This is a genomic window from Promicromonospora sp. NPDC110617 (assembly GCF_055598465.1).
The window spans coordinates 1,956,400-1,977,406 of sequence record NZ_JBVKBM010000001.1 but is presented as its reverse complement, the minus strand read 5'-3'; the positions used below and the strand labels follow the sequence as shown (position 1 = coordinate 1,977,406).

18 protein-coding genes, 1 pseudogene and 1 riboswitch are annotated in these 21,007 nt (G+C 73.4%); of the genes and pseudogenes, 13 read left to right on the top strand and 6 right to left on the bottom strand.

Going from position 1 to position 21,007, the window contains the following annotated elements; all coding sequences use genetic code 11:
• Positions 1-4: 4 nt before the first annotated feature.
• On the top strand, positions 5-1,522 hold the full coding sequence (locus tag ACZ7LE_RS08660) for a flavin-containing monooxygenase (protein ID WP_470402881.1): 1,518 nt from the start codon (positions 5-7) through the stop codon (positions 1,520-1,522).
• Here the strand turns inward: ACZ7LE_RS08660 and ACZ7LE_RS08655 are convergent.
• Genes ACZ7LE_RS08655 through ACZ7LE_RS08645 form a run of 3 tightly spaced genes read right to left on the bottom strand, consistent with a single transcriptional unit; the run spans position 1,495 to position 5,579 of the window.
• Complete coding sequence (locus ACZ7LE_RS08655) at positions 1,495-2,154, bottom strand: response regulator transcription factor (protein WP_470402880.1); 660 nt, start codon at positions 2,152-2,154, stop codon at positions 1,495-1,497. The two genes, ACZ7LE_RS08660 and ACZ7LE_RS08655, sit on opposite strands and share 28 nt — an antisense overlap.
• On the bottom strand, positions 2,151-3,518 hold the full coding sequence (locus tag ACZ7LE_RS08650) for a sensor histidine kinase (RefSeq protein ID WP_470402879.1): 1,368 nt from the start codon (positions 3,516-3,518) through the stop codon (positions 2,151-2,153). The genes ACZ7LE_RS08655 and ACZ7LE_RS08650 overlap by 4 nt, the downstream gene beginning before the upstream one ends.
• A 9-nt stretch (positions 3,519-3,527) precedes the next feature.
• Complete coding sequence (locus ACZ7LE_RS08645; RefSeq protein WP_470402878.1) at positions 3,528-5,579, bottom strand: serine hydrolase domain-containing protein; 2,052 nt, start codon at positions 5,577-5,579, stop codon at positions 3,528-3,530.
• Positions 5,580-5,878: 299 nt separating this feature from the next.
• Between ACZ7LE_RS08645 and ACZ7LE_RS08640 the strand changes: the two genes are divergently transcribed.
• Positions 5,879-6,415: a hypothetical protein gene (locus ACZ7LE_RS08640; protein WP_470402877.1), complete on the top strand. Its 537-nt coding sequence runs from the start codon at positions 5,879-5,881 to the stop codon at positions 6,413-6,415.
• A gap of 21 nt (positions 6,416-6,436) precedes the next feature.
• On the opposite strand, the gene ACZ7LE_RS08635 is transcribed toward ACZ7LE_RS08640, so the two are convergent.
• Positions 6,437-7,195: an SDR family NAD(P)-dependent oxidoreductase gene (locus ACZ7LE_RS08635; protein WP_470402876.1), complete on the bottom strand. Its 759-nt coding sequence runs from the start codon at positions 7,193-7,195 to the stop codon at positions 6,437-6,439.
• 248 nt (positions 7,196-7,443) lie between these two features.
• On the opposite strand from ACZ7LE_RS08635, the gene ACZ7LE_RS08630 reads away from it, so the two are divergent.
• The 10 genes and pseudogenes from ACZ7LE_RS08630 (at position 7,444) to ACZ7LE_RS08585 (ending at position 17,272) form a co-directional block, all read left to right on the top strand.
• The gene (locus ACZ7LE_RS08630; protein ID WP_470402875.1) at positions 7,444-7,881 is read left to right on the top strand and encodes a helix-turn-helix domain-containing protein; all 438 of its coding nucleotides are present in this window, start codon (positions 7,444-7,446) and stop codon (positions 7,879-7,881) included.
• Between the two features lie 369 nt (positions 7,882-8,250).
• A complete protein-coding gene (locus ACZ7LE_RS08625) occupies positions 8,251-9,273 on the top strand; it encodes a proline racemase family protein (RefSeq protein WP_470402874.1) in 1,023 nt (340 codons plus the stop codon).
• Positions 9,270-10,244 (top strand): ornithine cyclodeaminase family protein, encoded by a 975-nt coding sequence (locus ACZ7LE_RS08620; protein WP_470402873.1) that lies wholly within the window; start codon positions 9,270-9,272, stop codon positions 10,242-10,244. The genes ACZ7LE_RS08625 and ACZ7LE_RS08620 overlap by 4 nt, the downstream gene beginning before the upstream one ends.
• A 109-nt stretch (positions 10,245-10,353) precedes the next feature.
• A complete protein-coding gene (locus ACZ7LE_RS08615) occupies positions 10,354-11,703 on the top strand; it encodes an FAD-binding oxidoreductase (RefSeq protein ID WP_470402872.1) in 1,350 nt (449 codons plus the stop codon).
• A gap of 218 nt (positions 11,704-11,921) precedes the next feature.
• Positions 11,922-12,075: riboswitch (cyclic di-AMP (ydaO/yuaA leader) on the top strand.
• 3 nt (positions 12,076-12,078) lie between these two features.
• Positions 12,079-12,918, top strand: coding sequence for a C40 family peptidase (locus ACZ7LE_RS08610; protein WP_470402871.1), 840 nt, complete (start codon positions 12,079-12,081; stop codon positions 12,916-12,918).
• Positions 12,919-13,005: 87 nt separating this feature from the next.
• Positions 13,006-14,433 (top strand): purine-cytosine permease family protein, encoded by a 1,428-nt coding sequence (locus ACZ7LE_RS08605; protein WP_470402870.1) that lies wholly within the window; start codon positions 13,006-13,008, stop codon positions 14,431-14,433.
• Positions 14,430-15,041: a cysteine hydrolase family protein gene (locus ACZ7LE_RS08600; RefSeq protein ID WP_470402869.1), complete on the top strand. Its 612-nt coding sequence runs from the start codon at positions 14,430-14,432 to the stop codon at positions 15,039-15,041. The genes ACZ7LE_RS08605 and ACZ7LE_RS08600 overlap by 4 nt, the downstream gene beginning before the upstream one ends.
• Before the next feature lie 31 nt (positions 15,042-15,072).
• Positions 15,073-16,007: pseudogene (locus tag ACZ7LE_RS08595) on the top strand (SMP-30/gluconolactonase/LRE family protein).
• A 166-nt stretch (positions 16,008-16,173) separates the two neighbouring features.
• On the top strand, positions 16,174-16,725 hold the full coding sequence (locus ACZ7LE_RS08590; protein ID WP_470402868.1) for a hypothetical protein: 552 nt from the start codon (positions 16,174-16,176) through the stop codon (positions 16,723-16,725).
• A 37-nt stretch (positions 16,726-16,762) separates the two neighbouring features.
• Positions 16,763-17,272 (top strand): hypothetical protein, encoded by a 510-nt coding sequence (locus ACZ7LE_RS08585; protein ID WP_470402867.1) that lies wholly within the window; start codon positions 16,763-16,765, stop codon positions 17,270-17,272.
• A gap of 27 nt (positions 17,273-17,299) precedes the next feature.
• On the opposite strand, the gene ACZ7LE_RS08580 is transcribed toward ACZ7LE_RS08585, so the two are convergent.
• Together ACZ7LE_RS08580 and ACZ7LE_RS08575 are read right to left on the bottom strand one after the other, a co-directional pair.
• On the bottom strand, positions 17,300-17,794 hold the full coding sequence (locus tag ACZ7LE_RS08580; protein ID WP_470402866.1) for a YbaK/EbsC family protein: 495 nt from the start codon (positions 17,792-17,794) through the stop codon (positions 17,300-17,302).
• Between the two features lie 90 nt (positions 17,795-17,884).
• The gene (locus ACZ7LE_RS08575; protein WP_470402865.1) at positions 17,885-19,087 is read right to left on the bottom strand and encodes an alpha/beta hydrolase family protein; all 1,203 of its coding nucleotides are present in this window, start codon (positions 19,085-19,087) and stop codon (positions 17,885-17,887) included.
• Positions 19,088-19,488: 401 nt separating this feature from the next.
• Here ACZ7LE_RS08575 and ACZ7LE_RS08570 point away from each other — a divergent pair, with 401 nt between their 5' ends.
• Complete coding sequence (locus ACZ7LE_RS08570) at positions 19,489-20,991, top strand: RNA polymerase sigma factor (RefSeq protein ID WP_470402864.1); 1,503 nt, start codon at positions 19,489-19,491, stop codon at positions 20,989-20,991.
• Positions 20,992-21,007: the final 16 nt, after the last annotated feature.

Sequence of the window (21,007 nt, the reverse complement as noted above, 5' to 3'; positions counted from 1 at the left end):
TGGGGTGACGGCGGCGTACCCGGACAGGCACGACGGCGGCCCGGCGGGCCCGCACGGCCCCGCCCCCGACGTCGACGTGGCGGTCGTCGGCGCGGGGCTGGCCGGCGTCGGGCTCGGCGTGCGGCTGCGGCGCGCCGGGCGCACCGGCTTCACCGTCCTGGAGCGGGCCGACGACGTAGGCGGCACCTGGCGCGACAACGTCTACCCGGGCGTCGCGTGCGACATCCCGAGCGCCCTGTACTCCTACTCCTTCCTGCCGCAGCCCGCCTGGTCGCGCGTGTTCGCACCGGGCGCCGAGATCCACCGGTACGTCCGAGACGTCGTCCGGGCCGAGGGCCTGGCCCCGCACCTGCGCCTCGGCACGGACCTCACGGGGGCGCGCTGGGACGCCGACTCCGCGACGTGGCGCCTGACGACGTCGCGCGGACCGCTGACGGCGCGGGTGCTGGCCACCGCCGTCGGTCGGCTGAGCGAGCCCCGCGTGCCCGAGATCCCGGGACTCGCCACGTTCCCGGGCCGGGTGTTCCACTCCGCCCGCTGGCACCGCTCCTCGCTGGCGGGGCTGCGCGTCGCTGTGGTCGGCACCGGGGCGAGCGCCGTGCAGCTCGTGCCGGAGGTCGCGCGGGAGGCGGCGTCCGTCGTCGTGCTGCAACGCACCCCGCCCTGGGTGCTGCCGCGCGGGGACCGGGCGTACGCGCCCGGCGAGGCGCGGCCCGACCGCGCGGCGCTCGCCGAGGAGGCGGAGCGGCTGTTCGACGCGCGGATCGCGGGGACCACGGCGGAGGCCGAGCTGCGCGAGCGGGCGCAGGCGCACCTGCGTGCCCAGGTGCCGGACCCGGCGCTGCGCGCGCTGCTCACCCCGGACTACGCGGTGGGCTGCAAGCGCGCGCTGTTCAGCGACGACTGGTACCCGGCCCTCCAGGAGCCGCACGTGACCCTGGAGCCGGGCGCACCCACCGCGGTCGACGGGTCCACGGTGATCGCGGCCTCGGGCGCCCGGCACGAGGTGGACGTGATCGTGCTGGCCACGGGCTTCGAGACCACGCGCCCGCCGTTCGCGCACCTGGTCACGGGCCGCGACGGGCGCACGCTCGCCGAGCACTGGTCGGGCGGGATGACGAGCCACGCCTCGACGGTGGTGCACGGGTTCCCGAACCTGTTCGTGCTGGACGGCCCCAACGCGGGGCTCGGCCACCACTCGGCGCTGGAGGTGATCGAGGCGCAGATCGGCTACGTGCTGGGGGCACTCGACCACCTGGACGCGACGGGCGAACCGCTGGAGGTGTCCGCGGCGGCCGAGACGGCCTACACCGCGGAGGTGGACCGCCGCGCGGCGGAGACGGTCTGGCTGCGCGGCGGCTGCCGCAGCTGGTACGTGGACGACCGCTCGGGCCGCCTGACGCTCCTGTGGCCGGGCCGCGCGGCGGAGTTCCGCGCCCGCTTCGGCGAGTTCGACCCGGCCCCGTTCGGCGCGGCCCCGCTGGCCCCGGCGGCTCAGCCCGGGGCCAGGCCGTTCTGGTAGGCCCAGACCACGGTCTGGACGCGGTCGCGGGTGCCCACCTTGGCCATCGCGCGGCCGAGGTGCGACTTCACCGTGCTCGTCTCGACCACGAGCTCCTGGGCGATCTCGGCGTTGGACAGCCCGCGGGCGAGCTGCCGCACGATCTCGGCCTCGCGGGCCGTGAGCTGCGCCGCCGCGGTTGCCTCGGCCGCGGCGGACCGGGGCGGGGCCGTGCGGCGGGCGAACTCCGTGATGACCCGGTGGGTGACCGCCTGGTCGATGAGGCCGTGCCCGTCGGCGAGGCGGCGGACGGCGTCGATCAGCTCCTCGGGCTCGCAGTCCTTGAGGATGAACCCGCTCGCGCCCGCCTCCAGGGCGCCGAACACGTACTCGTCGAGGTCGAACGTGGTCACGACCAGCACGGCGGTGTCCGACCCGCCCGCCACGATCTCGCGCGTCGCGGCGAGGCCGTCGCCGCCCGGCATCCGCACGTCCATGCAGACGACGTCGGGGCGGTGCCGGCGCGCGAGCTCGACCGCCGCCGGGCCGTTGGACGCCTCGGCGATCACCTCGATGTCCTCGGCCTGCTCCAGGAGGAACCGGAACCCCGCCCGGACCACCGCCTGGTCGTCGACGAGCATGACCCTGATCATCCCTGTCCCCCCTCGGCGAGCGCCGGGCGGGCCGGCGTCGCGGTCGTGACCTCGTGGTGCAGCGGGAGCGCAAGCCGCACCCGCCAGCCGCCCGACGGCGTCGGCCCCGTGCCGAGCGCCGCACCCACCAGGTGCGCACGCTCCCCCATCCCGATCAGCCCCATGCCCTGCCGGTCCGAGCCGGGCACGGACCGGGCGGGCGCTCGCCCGGCGGCGCGCTTGTTGGTCACCTCAAGCACCACCTCCCGCTCGTCGAAGCGCACGGCGATCCGGACCGGCGCTCCGGGCGCGTGCTGGCGCGCGTTGGACAGCGACTCCTGGGCGACCCGGTAGAACGCGGCGTCGGCGATGGGGGCCAGCGGCCGCGGCCGCCCCGCCCGGTCCAGGTCCACGGTGTCACCGAGGGCGCGCGCCGTCCGGACCAGGTCGTCGAGGGCGCCGAGCCCGGGCGGCGGCGCGTCGTGCGGGTCCTCGCCGGGACCGCCGGAACCCGGGCGCTCCCGCAGCACGCCGACGATGAGCCGCAGGCTGTCGAGCGTCTCCTTGCCCTGCCCGCGGATCCAGGCGGTGCCCTTCTTCGCGGCCTCGGGGTCGCTGTCGATCTGGCGCTCGACGGCGGCGGCCTGCACGACCAGCCCCGAGAGGTGGTGCGCGGCGACGTCGTGCAGCTCGCGGGCCATGCGGGAACGCTCGGCGAAGATCGCCGCCTGGGTGGTCGCGCGCTGTGTCCGCAGCACCTCCGCGGCCCGGAGCCGGACCAGCTCGGTGTAGTTGCGGCGGGTTGCCACCGCGTTGCCGACCAGCGCGCTGACCACGTAGGTGATCAGGCCGGACACGAGGTGGTTGAGAACCGGCACCAGCAGGTCGTTGCCGGTCGCGAGGGCGGTCCCGGCCGCCGCGAGCGCCGCGACCGGGGCCGCCGCGCCGGTGACGGCCAGTGCACGGCGCACGGGCAGCAGCGTGCCGACGGTGTAGCCGGCGATGATCTGCGGGATGCCGCCGACGGAGAGGTCGTCGGGCGAGGCGACGATGATGACCACCTGGCAGGCCACCACGAGGCCCAGGCAGAGGACCGGGCGGACCCGGCGCAGGACGAGCGGCAGCGCCTGGGCGCACGCGGCGACGGTGAGCACCACACCCTGCACCGGGCCGATCGTCAGGTCCTCGAACCCGAGCACGATCTCGAACAGGCCCAGCATCAGGGCCGCCGTCAGGGTCAGGACGACCGCCGCGAGGAGGGCGTCACGCGAGACCGGGGTGGTGAGGCCCAGCCGGTTCAGCAGGGCGTCGAACCGGCGGGGACGGACCGGGAGCGGAGCGTCGTCGAGCACCGGGTAGCCGTCCGTGGTGGGCCTGCCTGTCATGGACATCGGTCAGTACGATACCGACGGCGCGAGCAGCCGGAACTCGACGGCGAACCAGGCGACGCCGACCAGCGCGAGCACCACGAGGACCGTGCCCGTGATCCGGCGCCAGCCGTGCCGGTGCCGGACGGCGCCGACCACCTGCAGCACGGCCGGGACGATGCCGAGCACGCCGATCGCCTGGGCGACCTGGAGCTGCCGCACGGACGCCTCGGGGATCTCCTGCAGGCCCATCACGGTCGTGACGGTGATGGCCCAGCCGGCGAGGGCGAGCACGGCGCACAGGGCCGCGATCTTCGTCAGGATCCGGGACACGCGCCCGGTGCCCTGCGGCAGCGGCTCCTTACGTGCCCGGCGACGGATCGCGCCGGCCGGCCACGCCACGGCGGCCACCAGCAGGATCAGCGCGGACACCCCGACCACGGGGAGAACGACGGCCTGGGCGCGCTCGGGCTGCCCGGGCAGCAGCGTGAAGGCCCCCTCGTAGACGATCGCCTGGACCTGGTCGCCGGTGACCCGCATGGCGAGGGTGCGCTGGCCGTCGACCTCGCGCCAGACCCACGGCTGGACCTCCTCGTACAGGGCGGGTGTGGTCGCGCCGGGGCCGGGCGTGATCAGCAGGCGGCCGTCCTCCGTGGCGGTGAGCGTGGTGGGGCTCAGGACGTCGAGGGTCGCGAGGAAGTTGCTCTGCACCCCGCGGGAGGAGACGTAGCTGCCCGCGGCGGCCGCGGCGTGCTCGCGTGCGGTGGCCTGGTCGACGGTCACGCCCGCGGCGGGGGTGACCGCGGCGTCGTCGTCCGCCGGGAAGTAGCGGTCGGTGAAGCCCTGCAGGACGGCCTCGCGCAGCGGGAGGGTGGCGTAGCCGCCGGTTCCCGAGCTGTTCAGCGACACGAAGATGCCCGTGCGCTCCTCGGGGTAGAGCTGCAGGTGCGAGTGGAAGAACTGGGTGTCGCCGCCGTGGCCGATGATCCGGTGGCCGTTGCGGCTCTCGTCGAAGAAGCCGAGCGTCATCCGGGGCGCCGCGGCGAGGCCGCCGAGCGTGCCCTCGTCGAGGGCGGGGGCGTGCATCAGGTCGAGCGTGTCGGGTTCCAGCAGCGACCCCGCGCCGGGCGCACCGAGCTGGGCCAGCATGAAGCGCGCCATGTCCGGGGCGGACGACGTGAGCGAGCCGGCCGGCGGCGTCCCGACGATCTCGAACTCCCCCGGGGCGTCCCACGACGTGGCGTACCCCTGGGACATCCGGTCGCTCAGACCGGCGGGCAACGGCTGCACGAACGTGGACGACGTCATCCCGGCCGGCTCGAAGACGTTGCGCTCCACGTACTCCTCGAACGGCACGCCGCTGACTCGTTCGACGACGTAGCCGGCGAGCGCGTTGCCGTAGTTGGAGTAGGCGGGGACGGTGCCGGGCGCGTAGACCTGCTCGGGCGGGTCCTCGGCGAGCGCGTCGCGGAGCACCACGGGCTGGTCGCCGAAGCCGATCAGGCCGCCGACCCGCTCCTCGAACCCTGCCGTGTGGGTGAGCAGGTTCCGGAGCGTGATCGGCTCGTCGAACCGGCGCGGCACGTCGAAGTCGAGGTACTCGGCCACGTCGACGTCCAGGTCGAGGTCGCCGCTCTCGACGAGCTGCATGACGGCCGTGGCGGTGAAGAGCTTGGAGACGGAGCCGGGCCGGAACAGCGTCCGCTCGGCGTCGACCGGCACGGCGTCGCCGCCCGTGGTGCCCGTCTCGGCGTGGCCGTACCCGCGGGTGGTGACCACCTCGCCGTCGTGCACCACGGTGACGACGGCGCCGGCGATGCTCCCGCTCTCGAGGGCGGCGGGCAGCAGACCGTCGAGCCAGGCGTCGACGTCGGACTTCTCGAGGGCGTGCTCGCCGGCGGGGGCGCTGATCGGCGGGGGCGGCGTGGGCTGCTGGGCCGCCGCCGGGAGGGCGGCCGCCGTGGCGGCCGGAGCTCCGGCGGCGACGGTGAGCGCCGCCAGCAGCGCAAGGGTGGCCAGGGCCCGGGGGCGGCGTCGGACAGGCCGCTCGACGGGTGGGTGGACGGGGGTCGAGAACATCGTCGCGCTCCTCGCGCTCGGCAGGTGTTCGGACTGGTCCGGGGGTGTTCTTCCGGACGAGACAACCCTGTCGGGCGGGGCGCGGAGACACATCGCCCGCAAGAACGCACCTGACTTACGACCTTTGGCGGACGCCCCTCCCCCGCAGGACCGTCGACCCACCCGCCGTGTTGACCACAGCGGTTGCTGCCAGGCGGTGTTGACCACAGCAGTTGCTGCCGACGGGGCGGCGAATCCGGCAGCAACTGCTGTGGTCAACACCGGGTCGGAGGCACCTCCGTGTGGATAGGCTTCGCGGCGTGATCCCCTCGGAGATGGTGTCGATCCTGTCGGTGGGGCTGCCCGCGCTCGGCGCCGTGGTCTCGGCGTTCGCGGCGTTCCTCGGTGTCGTGCCCGGCACCGACCGCAAGCTGGCCCGGCTCGTGACCATCCACCGGGACATGCCGGAGGGCGAGGGCAAGGCCGCCCTCGAGAAGGCGGTCAACGAGCTCGCGACCCGCGCGGCCCGCCGGGCGACCGGTACGCGCGTCGCCGCGGACCGCCCCCGCCGCAAGCTGGACGCCGGCAAGGTGATCGGGGCGATCCTCATCGTCCTGGTCGGCGGCGGCCTCGCCTGGCTGTTCTGGTGGCTCGGGTCGCTTGTCCCGTTCGCACCCCTGCAGTGGACGCTGTGGGTCATCGCGATCCTCGTGACCCTGTTCACCACGTTCGTCGTGACGCTCGACAACGTGTTCCAGGACGACGCCGAGGCCGCGGCGCGCAAGGCCCGGCGGGCGGAGAGAAGGGCGCGGACGGCGGAGGACGCCCCGGCGCCCGCGCCCGCCGACAAGTTCTGAGCTCGGCCCGACCCGAGCGGCTCAGTGCGCCGAGTAGCCGCCGTCGACCAGGTGGTAGCTGCCGGAGATGAAGGACGCCTCGTCGCTGAGCAGGAACAGCGTGAGCGCCGCGACCTCCTTGTCCGTGCCGAGCCGCTTGCTGGCGTGCTCGTTCTCGAGCGCCGTCAGCGCCTCGGGGCTCAGCGAGGCGCGGACGAGCGGGGTGTCGATGAAGCCCGGTCCGACGGCGTTGGTGCGCACGCCCTGCTCGGTGTACTCGAGCGCGGCGACCTTGGTCAGGCCCACGAGCGCGTGCTTGCTCGCCACGTACGCGACGTTCTCCGCGATGCCGACCGAGCCGAGCACGGAGGCCATGTTCACGATCGCGCCGCCGCCGGCCGCGACCATCGCGGGCAGCTGGTACCGCAGCCCGTAGAAGACGCCGTCCAGGTCGACGGAGCGCACGCGGTCCCAGGCCGCGACGTCGTACTCGCCGATCTTCGCGGGCGGCGCGCCGATACCCGCGTTGTTCACCGCGAGGTGGAGCGCCCCGTACTGCTCGACGGCGAAGTCCACGGCGGCGCGCGAGTCCTCCGCCTTGGCCGTGTTCTGCGCGAACGCCGCCGCCGTACCGCCGGCGGCGACGATCTGGTCCACCACGCCCTGGGCGGACTCCAGCTTGATGTCCGTCACGACCACCGAGGCTCCCTCGGCGGCGAGCTCGCGGGAGATCTCCGCGCCGATGCCGCTGCCGCCTCCCGTGACGATCGCTACCTTGCCCTGGAAACGGTCCCTGGTCATCGCGCTCACTCCTTGCCTTGGTTCCGACGGCGCCTGCCGTCTCCTTCAGTCCTATCCCATGGTTGCCTCGGGCGACTACATGCATCCGCATGATGTGAGGAGACAGACAGCCGCGTTCAGCACACCACGGCAGCGGCCGGCGCGCCTGCCGCGGAGACCGCCCGCCACCTCACCCCTGGCCATCCATCCGACCTCCGCTTATGCTTCGAATATTGCGTTTGTTTCACTTGTTTCGAATGGAGGATGCGATGTCCGTTGCGACACCGTTCGTCCCCGACCCGTCCGACGCCGAGCTCGCCGCGTCGGCGCTCCGCGATCTCAGGAGCGCCCTGGCCAGCGAAGGCCCGGTCCACCTGCGCTTCGCCGAGGGCGGTGACGTCGTGGTGCCCCGGAGCGCCCTGACCGCCCTCGGGGAGATCCTGTCCACCTTTGCTCAGGGTGAGGGCGTGACCGTCCTGCCCACCCAGTCCGAGCTGACCACGCAGCAGGCGGCGGATGCGATGCGCGTGTCACGGCCGTATCTGATCGGCCTGCTCGAGTCGGGCAAGATCGAGTTCCGCACCGTCGGCAGTCACCGCCGGGTGCAGGCCGCCTCGCTGGTGTCGTACATGCGCGCCGACGAGGCCGAACGGCGCGCGGCCGCCGATGCGCTGTCCGCAGAGGCCCACGAGCTCGGCCTCGCCTGATGGCATGCACGGCACCTACCGTCCTGTACGACGCGAACGTCCTGTACCCCTCCACCCTGCGTGACGTCCTGATCCGGGCAGGCCTGGAGCGACTCGTGACACCCCGGTGGACCGATCAGATCCTGGACGAGGTCTTCCGGAACCTCTTGGCCAATCGACCGGACCTCGCCCCGGAACGACTGGCACGTCCTGACGCAGATCGTTGACGACATCGGTGCGACCTGGCCGGACGGCGCGACGGTCGCCGACGTGCTCAAGAGCCTTGAGGTCGAGGCTCCACGCACCGCACGGGCGATCGCTGCGGCCGACCCAGCCCTGTGACGGCGCCACACCCTTGGCGGCCCCGCGCGGATACCCGAGGATGGCCGCGTGATCACGCAGACCGTCGCCACCACCGACTACCACACCGCGGGTGAGCCGTTCCGGATCGTCGCGAAGCCGCCCGTGCCGCTGCCGGGCGACTCGGTGGCCGACCGCCGCGCCCGCGCCCTGGCGAGCACCGAGGCCCAGGAGCTGCGGCGGCTGCTGTGCTCCGAGCCGCGCGGGCACGCGGACATGTACGGCGGGTTCATCGTGCCGCCGGACGACGACGGCGCCCACCTCGGCGTGCTCTTCTGGCACAAGGACGGCTTCTCGACCGCCTGCGGGCACGGCACCATCGCCCTGGGCGCCTGGGCCGTCGACACCGGCCGGGTGGCGGCGCCCGACGACGGCACCGTCGACGTCGTCGTGGACGTCCCGTCCGGCCGCGTCACCGCCCGGGTGCACCGCGCCGGCGGACGCACGGTCGGCGTCGACTTCGTCAACGTGCCCAGCTACGTGCTGGCCCGCGACGTCGCCGTACCCACGGCGCGCGGCACGGCGTCCGCAACCCTGACCTACGGCGGCGCGATCTATGCGAGCGTCGACGTCGCGAGCCTCGGCCTGTCGGTCGACCCGGCGAGCTACGCGGACCTCATCGCCGTCGGGCGCGAGATCAAGCACGCGCTCGACGCCGACGGGCTCGCCGCTCACCCCACCGACCCGCGCCTGAGCGGCGTCTACGGCACCATCCTGTTCGAGGACCTCGGCACCAGCACCGACGGAACCGTGCGCCAGCGCAACGTCACGGTCTTCGCCGACGGCCAGGTCGACCGGTCGCCCTGCGGTTCGGGCACGTGCGCCCGGCTGGCCGTGCTGGCCGACGACGGCCGGGTCGGCGTCGGCGGCCCCGTGCTGGAACACACCTCGATCGTCGGCTCGACGTTCACGGGCGCCGTCGTCGGGACCACGCGGGTGGGCGACCTGCCCGCCGTGCTCCCCCAGGTCACCGGCACGGCGTACCGCACGGGCGAGCACCGGTTCGTGGTCGACCCCGCCGACACCCTCGTGCCCGGGTTCGTGCTGCGATGAGCGCGCCCCTCGTGCTGGACGCCGCGGCCGTGGCCGCCGCCTGTTCCCCCGCCGACGCCGTCGCCGCCCTGCGCGCCGCCCTCGCGGCCGGACTGAACCCGGCCGTCGACCTGCCCCGCCAGGGCGTGCCGGTGGCGGCCGGCGAGCTGCTGCTCATGCCGTCCGACGGCGGCGGCGACCGGGCGCACGTCGGGATCAAGGTCGCCACGGTCGCCCCCGCCAACGCGGCCCTCGGACTGCCCCGCGTCCAGGGCTCCTACCTGCTGCTCGACGCCGCCACGCTCGGCGTCGTCGCCGTGCTGGACGGCATCGCGCTGACCACGCTGCGCACCCCCGCCGTGTCGGTCGCGGCAGTGCTGGACCGGCTGCTCGACGCCGAGGGCCCGCTCCGCGTCGCCGATCCCCTCCGCGTCGCCGTCATCGGTGCGGGACCACAGGCCCACGGGCACGTCGCGACGCTCGCGGACACCCTGGGCGACCGGCGACCGCTCGACATCACCCAGCTCGTCCGGGACCCGGACCGGGTCGCCCGGACGGAGGGCGCGCGGATCGCCGGCGCCACCGCCGTCCGGCTGGGCGGGCCGGGGACCGACGACGCGCTCAGCGCCGCCGACGTCGTGGTGTGCGCGACGTCAGCCCGCGAGCCGCTGTTCGACGCCGCCCTGATCGCGGACGGTGCGACGGTGATCGCGGTGGGCTCGCACGAGCCGGACGCCCGGGAGCTGCCCTCCGCGCTGCTCGCGCGCGGCACCGTCGTCGTCGAGGACCCGGGCGCCGCGCTGCGCGAGGCGGGCGACGTGGTGCTCGCCATCGCCGAGGGCGCCCTGACGGCCGGGGACCTGGTGCCGATGCGCGACGTCGTCACGGGCGCCGTCCGCCCCGACCCGGGGCGGCCGCTCGTGGTCAAGACCACCGGCATGTCGTGGGAGGACCTCGTCGTGGCCGAGGCGGTGCTGGCCGGGGCGCGCTGACGGGACGGTCCGACATCCGCGTGACCCAGGTCACCCCGCCGTCCGGTCACATCTTCCGAGCCTGGCGAGTCGAGTCGTTGTTCGGCACCCCAGCCTGGAAGGAAACGTCATGACCTCAGCACTCGACACCCTTCGCCGCGACTTCGGCGGCGACATCATCGAGCCGGGCGACGCCGACTACGAGTCGGTGGCGCGCTCGCGCCTCGTCGCGGGCAGCCCGGCCCACGTCCTGCGTCCCAAGACCGTGGGCGACGTGCAGGCAGCCGTCCGCTTCGCCGCCGCATCGGGACTCACCCTGTCGGTCCGCGGCGGCGGCCACAGCTTCCCGGGCTTCGGCACCAACGACGGCGGCATCGTGATCGACCTGAGCCCGCTCGCGAGCGTCGAGGTGATCGACGCCGAGCGCCACCTCGTACGGATCGGCGGCGGCGCCCACTGGGGCGACGTCGCCGAGGCGCTCGCCCCGCACGACCTGGCGATCTCGTCGGGCGACACCAAGAGCGTCGGCGTCGGCGGGCTCACGCTGAGTGGCGGCATCGGCTGGAAGGTCCGGAAGTACGGCCTCGCCCTGGACAACCTGGTGGCCGTCGAGATGGTCACCGCCGACGGCGCGGTCCTGACCGCGAGCGCCGACGAGCACCCGGACCTGTTCTGGGCCGTGCGCGGCGGCGGTGGCAACTTCGGCGTCGTGACGTCGTTCGTCTTCGCGGCACACCGCACCACGCACGTCTTCTTCGGCAAGATCACGTTCCCGGCGGCCGAGGCCGCCACCGTGCTCCAGGGCTGGGCGGACCACCTGCGCACCGCGCCGGAGGAGCTCACCTCGATCACCAACGTCGCCAACCCGTTCGCGGGCGGGCCGGAGGCGCCGGTCGAGGTCCACGTGGCGGTCGACAGCGACGACCCGGAGGTCGCAGCCCGGGCGCTCGACCCGATCCGGCGGCTCGGGACGGTCCTGGAGGACGACGTGGCGCTGACGGCGTACGCGGACGTCCTGGTCGAGGGCGCGACGCCGCCGCCCGGCATCCACGTGCTCGCGCACGACGGGCTCGTGGACCAGGAGTCGGTCGCCGAGACCCTGCGGATCCTCGCCGAGGCCGGCACGTCTCCGGGTGCGCCGTCGATCTCGATCCGGAGCCTCGGCGGTGCGGTGTCCCGGGTGCCGAGCGAGGCCACCGCCTACGCGCACCGCCAGGCGGAGCTCATGGTCACCACCTTCACCGGGGGCCCGGCACCCGTGATCGAGGCCGCCCGGCCGGTGCTGGACGGGCTGTGGGGCGAGCTCGCCCCACATCTCAGCGGTGCGTACGCGAACTTCCTCACGACGGCCGATGAGACGGACGTCACAGCCGTGTACCCGACGCCGACCTACGAGCGGCTCGCGCGGGTCAAGCGGGAGTACGACCCGAGCAATCTGTTCTCGCACAACCACAATGTGCGACCTGGACAGATGTCCTAGTCGGGACCTTCGGCCCGGTGCGGCCCGACGGGCGCCGTCCACGATCCGGACGGCGCCCACCGCACTAGCGCAGGTCGGACATTCCGGTCAATAGCTCCAGCGCCGACCGGGATGTCCGTAACGCGATCGTGACTTTCGCGCCGAGGCGGGCTACGGTCGGTCCCGCTCACGGGGAATTCCGTGGGCACTCGTGGTGGACGCCGAGCCCTGTCACCGCCGCGAGATCTGCTCTGAACAGATGACAGGGACGGGGGAACCAAGTACGTGGGCACCGCGAGGTGCCCTTGGGGTGAAGCCGCAACCAGCACGACGCGGCCGGGTCATTCTCCGATCCGAATCCGACAGCTCACCTCGTAGGCGCCGGGAGAAACTGCTGTGACCACACGCATGCCCGGGCGCCATCGTGCTGCCCACGCACCACTCACCCCGCTGACCCCGATCTCCCGTGCCGCATCCCGCGGCATCTCCGCGACCGCCCGCCGTGGCGCGGTCGTCGCCGCCGGATCGGGCCTCCTCATCTCCCTGCTCGGCATCCCGGCCAACGCCGCCCCCGCGAACGACCCGAGCACCAACACCGCCGAGCTCGAGGCCGTGCGCGACGCCGTCCAGGACGCCACGCAGAAGTCGACCGACGCCGAGGTGGCCACCGCCGCCCTGACCACGGCGAAGGTGGACACCGCCCCCGCCGTGAAGGTCGCCGCCGACAGCGAGTTCGCGCTGGAGACCGGCACCATCAAGGTGACGCCGGCCCCCGAGCCGGAGCCCGAGCCCAAGCCGGAGCCGGAGCCCGAGCCCGTCGTCGAGGCCGAGCCCGCCGCGGCCGAGCCCGCTGCGGCCCCCGTCGCCGAGAAGACCGAGGAGAAGGCCGCCCCGGCCGCCACCTCCGGGTCCAAGATCGTCGACATCGCCATGCAGTACCTCGGCGTCCCCTACGTCTGGGCCGGCGCGACCCCCGCCGGGTTCGACTGCTCGGGCTTCACGTCCTACGTCTACGCCCAGGTCGGCATCACCCTGCCGCACTCCTCGGCGCAGCAGCGCTACTCCGGCACCGAGGTCTCGGCCGCCGACGCGCAGCCGGGCGACATCATCTGGTCCCCGGGCCACGTCGCCATCTACGCGGGCGACGGCATGCAGATCGAGGCGCCGGTCCCCGGCGAGACCGTCCGGTACACCGAGATCTGGCAGGACAGCCCGGTCTACCTCCGGATCGGCTGACTCCCGGGCCGTCCCCGGCCTGCACCACTCGAAGGGCCCGCACCAGGACGGTGCGGGCCCTTCGTGCGTCGTGGCAGGATCGCCACCATGAGCAGCGCGCCCACGAGCGTCGAGACCAATGCCCTGAACACCATCGACGAGGCCGAACGGCGCGGTTCGCCGCGCAACCTGTTCTGGCCGTGGTTCGGGGCGAACGTCTCCGTGCTCGGCCTCGGGTACGGCTCCTACCTGCTCGGGTTCGCCGTGTCGTTCTGGCAGGCGGTCGTGGTCGGCACCATCGGCATCGTGGTGTCGTTCCTGTTCTGCGGGTTCATCTCCCTGGCCGGCAAGCGCGGGTCGGCGCCCACCATGGTGCTGTCCCGGGCCGCGTTCGGCGTGCGGGGCAACAAGCTGCCGTCGCTGCTGTCCTGGGTCCTCACGGTCGGCTGGGAGACCGTGCTCGTCGCGCTCGCCACGCTCGCGACGTCGACCGTGCTCGGCACGCTCGGCTGGGGCGGCGGCACGGTCACCAAGATCGTGGCGCTCGTCGTCGTGGCGGGCATCGTGGTGGTCGCGGGCGTCTTCGGGTTCGACCTCGTCATGCGGCTCCAGGTCGTGATCACGGTGCTGACCGCCGTGCTCACCGTCGTCTACATCATCCTGGTGCTCGACCACATCGACTGGGCCACGGTCGCCGCGATCCCCGCCGGCGGCAGCCCGCAGGTGATCGGCGGGCTGGTGTTCATGATGACCGGCTTCGGGCTGGGCTGGGTCAACATGGCCGCCGACTACTCGCGCTACCTGCCGCGCTCCGCCTCCGGGCGCGGCATCGTCGGGTGGACCACGCTGGGCGCCTCGCTGGCCCCCGTCGTCCTGCTCGTGTTCGGCCTGCTGCTCGCCGGCTCCGACCCGGTGCTCAACGAGGCGATCGGCGCCGACCCGATCGGTGCCCTGTCCACGATCCTGCCCACCTGGTTCCTCATCCCGTTCGTCGTGGTCGCCCTGGCCGGGCTGATCGGGGGCGCCGCCCTCGACATCTACTCCTCCGGGCTCGCGCTGCTCTCCCTGGGTCTGCCCGCCCCGCGCTGGGTGGCCGCCGCGATCGACGGCGCGCTCATGGTCGTCGGCGCGATCTACGTCGTCTTCGTCGCCGACTCCTTCATCGGCCCGTTCCAGGGCTTCCTCATCACCCTGGGCGTGCCGGTCGCCGCCTGGTGCGGCGTGCTGCTCGCCGACATCCTGCTGCGCCGCCGCGACTACACCGACGCCGACCTGTACGACCCGGCCGGCCGGTACGGGTCCGTGAACTGGGCCGCCGTACTGCTCGTCGTGGTCGGCACCGGCATCGGCTGGGGGTTGGTGACCAACACCTACGCGCCCTGGCTGCAGTGGCAGGGCTATCTGCTCGCCCCCCTCGGCGGGGTCGACGGGAACTGGGCGTTCGCGAACCTCGGCGTACTGGTCGCCCTGGTGATCGGGTTCGCCGGGACGCTCCTGCTGAGCGCCCGCGCGGTGCGCCGTCAGGAGGAGCGATGAGCGGCGGCGGGGCGGCCGCCGTCGGGCCGTCCGGGGCTGACCCTGCCGTCGGGCCGGACGCCGCCCTGGTCGTGATCGACATGCAGGACGTGTTCGCCGTCCCGCCCAGCCCCTGGGCCTCCCCCGACTATCCGCGGGCGCTCGCCGGGACGCGGCGCCTGCTGCCCGCGTTCACGGGCCGCACCGTCCTGACGCGGTACGTCGCCCCCGCCGTGCCCGACGGCGCCTGGCGCGCCTACTTCGACCAGTGGCCGTTCGCGCTCGTGCCCGAGGACGACCCGCTGTACGAGATCACCGACCTCGCCGACGTCGTCGCCGCGGGCGCACCCGTCGTCACGCGCACCACGTTCGGCAAGTGGGGTCCGGAGCTGGCGACCGCCACCCGCGAGGCCGGCACGCTCGTGCTCGCGGGCGTCGCCACCGACTGCTGCGTCATCTCGACGGCGCTCGCCGCCGCCGACGCGGGCCGCCGGGTCCTGGTCGTCGAGGACGCCTGTGCGGGCTCGACGCCGGAGAACCACGAGCGCGCCCTGGAGATCATGCGGCTGTACGCGCCGCTGATCGAGGTCACGACGGCGGCCGACGTGCTCGCGGCCGCCGCCCACTGACCATGCACCTGCTGCCAGGACCGCGGCCGCCGTGGCAGCAACTGCATGGTGGTCCATCACGAAGGAGACAGCTGTGACCATCAACAAGATCCGCGCCCGGTGGGAGCGCCATGACGAGCGGTTCGCCCCCGTGCGCGGCGACGCGTTCGCCGACGTGCTCTACGACGAGGGGAGCTGGCTGGAGGGTCCGGCGTACTCGCCGGCCTGGCGGACGCTGCTGTTCAGCGACATCCCGAACGACCGGGTCCTCGCGTGGGACGAGGCGACGGGCGGCGTCGGCGTGTGGCGCAGCCCGGGCGGCTACGCCAACGGGCGGACGATCGACCGCGCAGGCCGGATGCTCCAGTGCGAGCACGGCAGCCGGTCGGTGACGCGCACCGACCCCGACGGGACCGTGACGACTCTCGCCGACCGCTGGGAGGGCAAGCGCCTGAACAGCCCGAACGACCTGGTGGAGCACAGCGGCGGGAGCGTGTGGTTCACCGACCCGACCTACGGGATCCAGAGCGACTACGAGGGCTTCGCAGCCGTCCCCGAGACCGGCGGCACCCACGTCTACCGCCGCGACCTGGACGGGTCGGTCACGCGGGTCGCCGACGACTTCGCCGGGCCCAACGGCCTGGCCTTCTCCGCCGACGAGCGCACCCTCTACATCGCGGACAGCGAGCGCAAGCACCTGCGGCGCTTCGACGTCGCGCCGGACCTGACCCTGTCCGGCGGCGAAGTGCTCGCGACCTGCGACGCCGGCACTTCGACGGCGTCCGGGTCGACGACGGCAGTCGCATCTGGGCGGCGGCGCACGACGGCCTGCACTGCCTCGACCCTGACGGCACCCTGCTGGGCAAGCTGCTGCTGCCCGAGGTCTGCTCCAACCTGACGTTCGGCGGGTCCAAGCGCAACATGCTGTTCGTGACGGCGACCAACCTGCTGCTGTCGATCCGGGTGACGGTGACGGGTCTGCGCTGACCGCCGGCGCCGAGGCCGGTGCTGGTGCTGACTTCGGTTCAGCAGGCTCCGGACGTCCGTAACGGGTGTCGACATGGTCGCGTCGAGCCTGCTGAACCCGACTCAGCTGCCAACCACGCAAAACGGGCGCACTGTTCGCTACCGTTGCGCCGGGAGGTGGTCGGGGATGTTGAACGTCGAATTCGCTCGTGACCTGGTGTTCACCGCGGTGCTGTTCGGCACGGTCACCTTCGTGTGGGCCGGGTGGGCGCAGGAGCGGCCACCGGCCGGCGTCGTCTGGCGGGTGATCCTCGGGGCGCTCAGCGCGGGCGGCCTGGTGCTGCTCGGCCTCGGCCTGCCGACGCTGATCCGCCATTGGGGCACGCCCACGGCGATGGCCTCGGGCAACCCCGCGGTGATCGCCTACATCGTGGTGTTCTGGCTGGAGGTCGCCGTCATTGCCGGGCTCGCGACCTTCTACGCGCGGACCGACCGCCGGCACCTGCTGGCGCCGACCGTGCTCATCGTGGTCGGCACCCACTTCGCGCCGCTGGCATTCGTGTTCGAGCAGCCGATCATGATGCTCGCGGCCGTGCTCATCACCGCGGCGGGCATCGTGAGTCTGTTCCTGCCCAGCCGCGTCGCGGCCCCGAGCTTCTGGTGCGGCATCCTCGCGGCGCCGGTGTTCCTGGTGCTGGGCACGATCTCACTGGTCGCGGGCCGGGGTGCGCTCGGCTGACGGCCGCAGTGTCAGTGGCTCCCGGCAGACTGCCGCCATGACAGTCCTCTTCGACGGCCAGCTCTGGGTCCACTACGCCTACTTCTACGTCGTGCCGTCCGGCGAGTTCGTCGAAGACCTGCTCGCGGCGCGGCGCGGCCAGCGAAACGGCCTGCTCGGCGCCCAGGAGCCGCACCGGCTCTGCGGGGTCACCGGGCTGCACACCGGCGAGGTGCCGTTCCGCGTCGAGTGGACCGAGTCCGAGCCGCCGGTCGGTGCCGGATGGGACGACGTCGTCGAAGCCTCGGTCGACCTTCGTGACGCCGCCTACGCGCTCGACTCGTTCGACCACAGCCACCCGTTGGACATCCCCCGGTCCGGGTGGCACCGAGCCAGATACAACCTCCGAGCCATGGACGCGGGCCACGACCTGGACACGCCCGGCGACGGCGAGACGGCTCCCGACTCGTACCTGCTCCAGCTCTGGCCGGCGCCGCCGACCGACGATGCCATCGTCAAGCAGACCAGCCAGAACGCCGCCTACTGGCACACCGTCCCGGCGCGGTGAGTTCCCTTGATCGGGGCAGGCACGCCCTCAGGCCTCCGGGGTGACCGCCGTCGGGGTGCCGCCCGTGAGGCGGACCAGCTCGTCGAACGTCGTCGGGAAGACCGTCTTGGCGTGCCCGGCCGCGGCCCACACCTCGTCGTACGCGCCGAGCGCGGTGTCGATGTAGGTGCGCACGGGCGCCGGGTGACCCACGGGCGCGACGCCGCCGATGACCTGGCCCGTCGCCTCCCTGACCTGCTCCTTGGACGCGCGCGAGATCGTGGCGCCGACCTGCTCCCCCAGCCAGGTGGTGTCCACGCGGTGGGCCCCGGAGGTGAGCACGAGGGTCGGCGTCCCGTCGAACAGGAACACCAGGGAGTTCGCGATCTGGCCGACGCCGATGCCGAGGAACTCGGCGGCCAGCGCCGCGGTCGTCGCGGCGTCGTCCAGCCAGCGGACCTGGCCCGTGGCGCCCGCCTCGGCGAGTGCTGCGGTGACCTTCTCGACGGCGGGGTGGATCGGTGCGGGCACGGAACTCGACATGCGGAAGATCCTAGACACCGAACCACCCCGGACCCACTCGTTGTGGCCCCGGGATACGAAGGTGCGCTTCTGCCCCGTCGGCGCACCGGGTCAGTCCTCGAACTCGACCTCCGGGTACGCCGGCGACGGGCCGTCGAGCAGCGGCGCGTCGAGGCCGCGCAGGTGCCGGTCCAGGAACGCGCCCACGTACGCGGTCGTGATCCGCACGCCGCGCTCGCCGCCGACGGTGTCAGGGTCCCCCGGCAGCGGTACCCCGAGCTGGTCGAGGAACATGAGCTGATCGGTGAACGAGCCGTGGTTCGCGGTCGGGACCTGCAGCCACCGGCTCGTCGCGCCGAGCCGCGCGAAGTTGTCGGGCCAGTCCGTCCCGTCGCTGCCGCCCGGCTGGTGCGCGGCGCCGCCGAGCATGAGGAACGGCCGGTCCGTCCCCGTCTCGGGAAAGTCCACCTGGAACGTTCCGTCCAGGTTGACCCCCGCGTCCACGCGCGGATCGTCCATGACCGAGACCGCCGCGGAGGCCCCACCGATCGAGTGGCCGACGACGGCGATGCGCCGCGCATCGATCGTCGGCGCATGGCGACCGAGCCGACCGCCGGTGAGCTCGTCCAGCACGAAGCTGATGTCGGCGCTGCGCCCGCGCGCGACCCACGCGCCGAGCTCGGCGGTGTTCTCCCGCTCGCAGAGCAGGCACCCGGCGACCCGGTCGCCCGGCAGCTCCACCACACGGGCCTCGTACGTGTGGTCGATGCCGGCCACCACGTAGCCGCGCGAGGCCAGGTCCTCGGCGAGCGACGTCAGCGACTCGCGGCTGAGACCCGCGCCCGGCGAGAGCACGACGAGCGGACGCCGTCCGGGGAACGCCGGGGCCCGGTCGTGGGCGTGGGTCTCGACCGTCGTCAGGATGTCCGGCGCGACGGGCAGCCGCGCACCCTCGATGATCGCCGTCGACACGGCCTCGGACGTGTACGGCGCGAGCTCGCCACGCGGCACCGCCGGGTACCACAGCGACACCATCAGCTCGCGGCGCGCCTCGGGCAGCCACGGGTCGGCGCGATCCTCGTCGACGAGGTTGAGCGGCGTCAGCCCGACGGGGTACCGCCCCGTCGGTTCGGGCAGCACGAGCGTCGGTTCGTCCGTGTCCGACGCCGGCGCGGCTGCCGACACCGCCACGGACGACGTCGGGCCGGCCGCCGCCCCGCCGAGCGCCACCGCGCTCGGTGCGACGAGGGCCGTGCACGCCACGACCGCGGTGGCGACAAAAGCGGATCTGACCAGGTGCTCAGGTGTCCTCATGCCAGAGTCTTCTCACACCGCGAGGAGCGGGCCAAGGATTCGACAGGGGTTTCAGGGGCGAGCCCGGGCGATCCCTGAAAGGGCCAGGTCGAAATGTCGGGGATGTCCTCTACGGGCATGTTTTCCCGGCACCGCGTGACGCCGCAGGTCAGCGTCCGGACCGCAGGCCTGAGACACATTTCATCCGTAGTCGCGGGCCATATTGAAGCTGCGTTACGTATGCTGGGCGGAACGGGATCGGGCGGAACGTCGCCTTTCACGTGCCATTTCAGACATCAATCACGTGTAGGCCGATCAACGCATTTAGCCCGTATCTCCTACCAGTGCAGCGCACCCCAGGCTGCGCCTCCCGGGATCGTCTGAGTGGGGGACAGCTCTGCGCGGAAAGGGGGTGGATCGGCGTGACCATCGATGACGCACCGGTCGACGACTGGGTGGTGCACCGCCCCAACGTCGTACGCTCCGTCGCAGCACGCGTACCCGGCATCGACGCCGAGGAAGCCACCAGCCGCGCCCTGGAAAAGATGGTCCGGATCGTCTCCACCGGCGGCACCATCGACGACCCAGCCCCCTACTGGCGACGCGCAGCGGTCAACGAAGCCATCAGCATGACCCGCGAGGCCGGCCGCACCCACCCGGTCGAGGACGACACCCTCGACGGCCTGACACCCCCCGCCGCCGGAGCCGAGCTCGACGCCGAACGCGAAGCCGACGTCTCCATGCTCCGCACCGCCCTGTCCGACCTCGGCGACGACGACCGCAAGATCCTCCTGGACCGCCACGTCCACGACATGGCCGTCACCGACATCGCCACCGGCCTGGGCGTACGCCCCCACGCCGTGACCATGCGCCTCCGCCGCGCCGAAGAACGCCTCGCCGGCGCCTTCGCCGCCGCCCACGCACAAACCGTCAACGAACCCGAGTGCCGCACCACCCGCGCCGCCATGCACGACTACCTCAAAGGCCGCCTCCTGCCGCGCCGGCAACGCCGCCTGGAAGTCCACATGGACAGCTGCGGCGAATGCACCCGCGCGTTCATCGACGTCCGCGAGGTCTCCTGGATGCTCCGCGACCTCGGACAACACCTCATCGCCGGCGGACTCCTCACCGGCACCGCCGCCGGCGCCGGTATCGCGGGCGTCGCCGGATCCACGCGCGCGACCAGGCTCCGGTCGTTCGGCACCAAGCACGCCGCGGTCGCCGCGGCCGTGGCCGCCGCGCTCGCCATCGGGGCCGGCGCCATGGCCCTGATCGCCGTCCAGCCCGACAGCCCATCGATCCAGGCCGACGGCGAACCGTTCGACGGCGGGGGCCCGGAGGCACCCCTCGAGTCCGACCCGACGCAGGACCCGGCGCAGCCCGCCGACCCGCCGCGGCGTCCGGCAGCGCCCGCCGAGGAACACACCGACGCCGAGCCGGCTGCGGCACCGGACCCGGTCGCGGCCGCCGTACCCGCGTCAGACGTGGCTGCCGAGACCCCGCGGGATTCCGTCGACGCCTCCGCCCCGCCGCGGACGGTCCCCGCCCCGGCGCCGGACAAGCCCGAGCGGAAGGACCCGAGCCCCGCCGAGCCGGCCGAGCCGGAGGCGCCGCCCGCCCCGCCGGCCCCCGAGCCGGAGCCGGAGACTCCCCCGGCGCCGGGCCCGCCCGACAAGGGCCCCGGCGGCCCGCCCGGCAATCCTTCCAACGACCACGGCAAGGGCCCGGTGAAGGACAACAACCAGGGTCCGGGCAACGGCAACGGCCACGGCCACGGCCACGGCCACGGGAAGGGCCCGGGCCACGGCCACGGCCACGGGAACAACCAGGGCAAGGACCGGGTCGGCGGCAACGGTTCAGGGAACGCCCACGGTCACGGCAACGGCCCGGGCCACCACAAGGCCGCCGGGCCCGCCCGCGGCTGACCGCTGCACCCCTCGC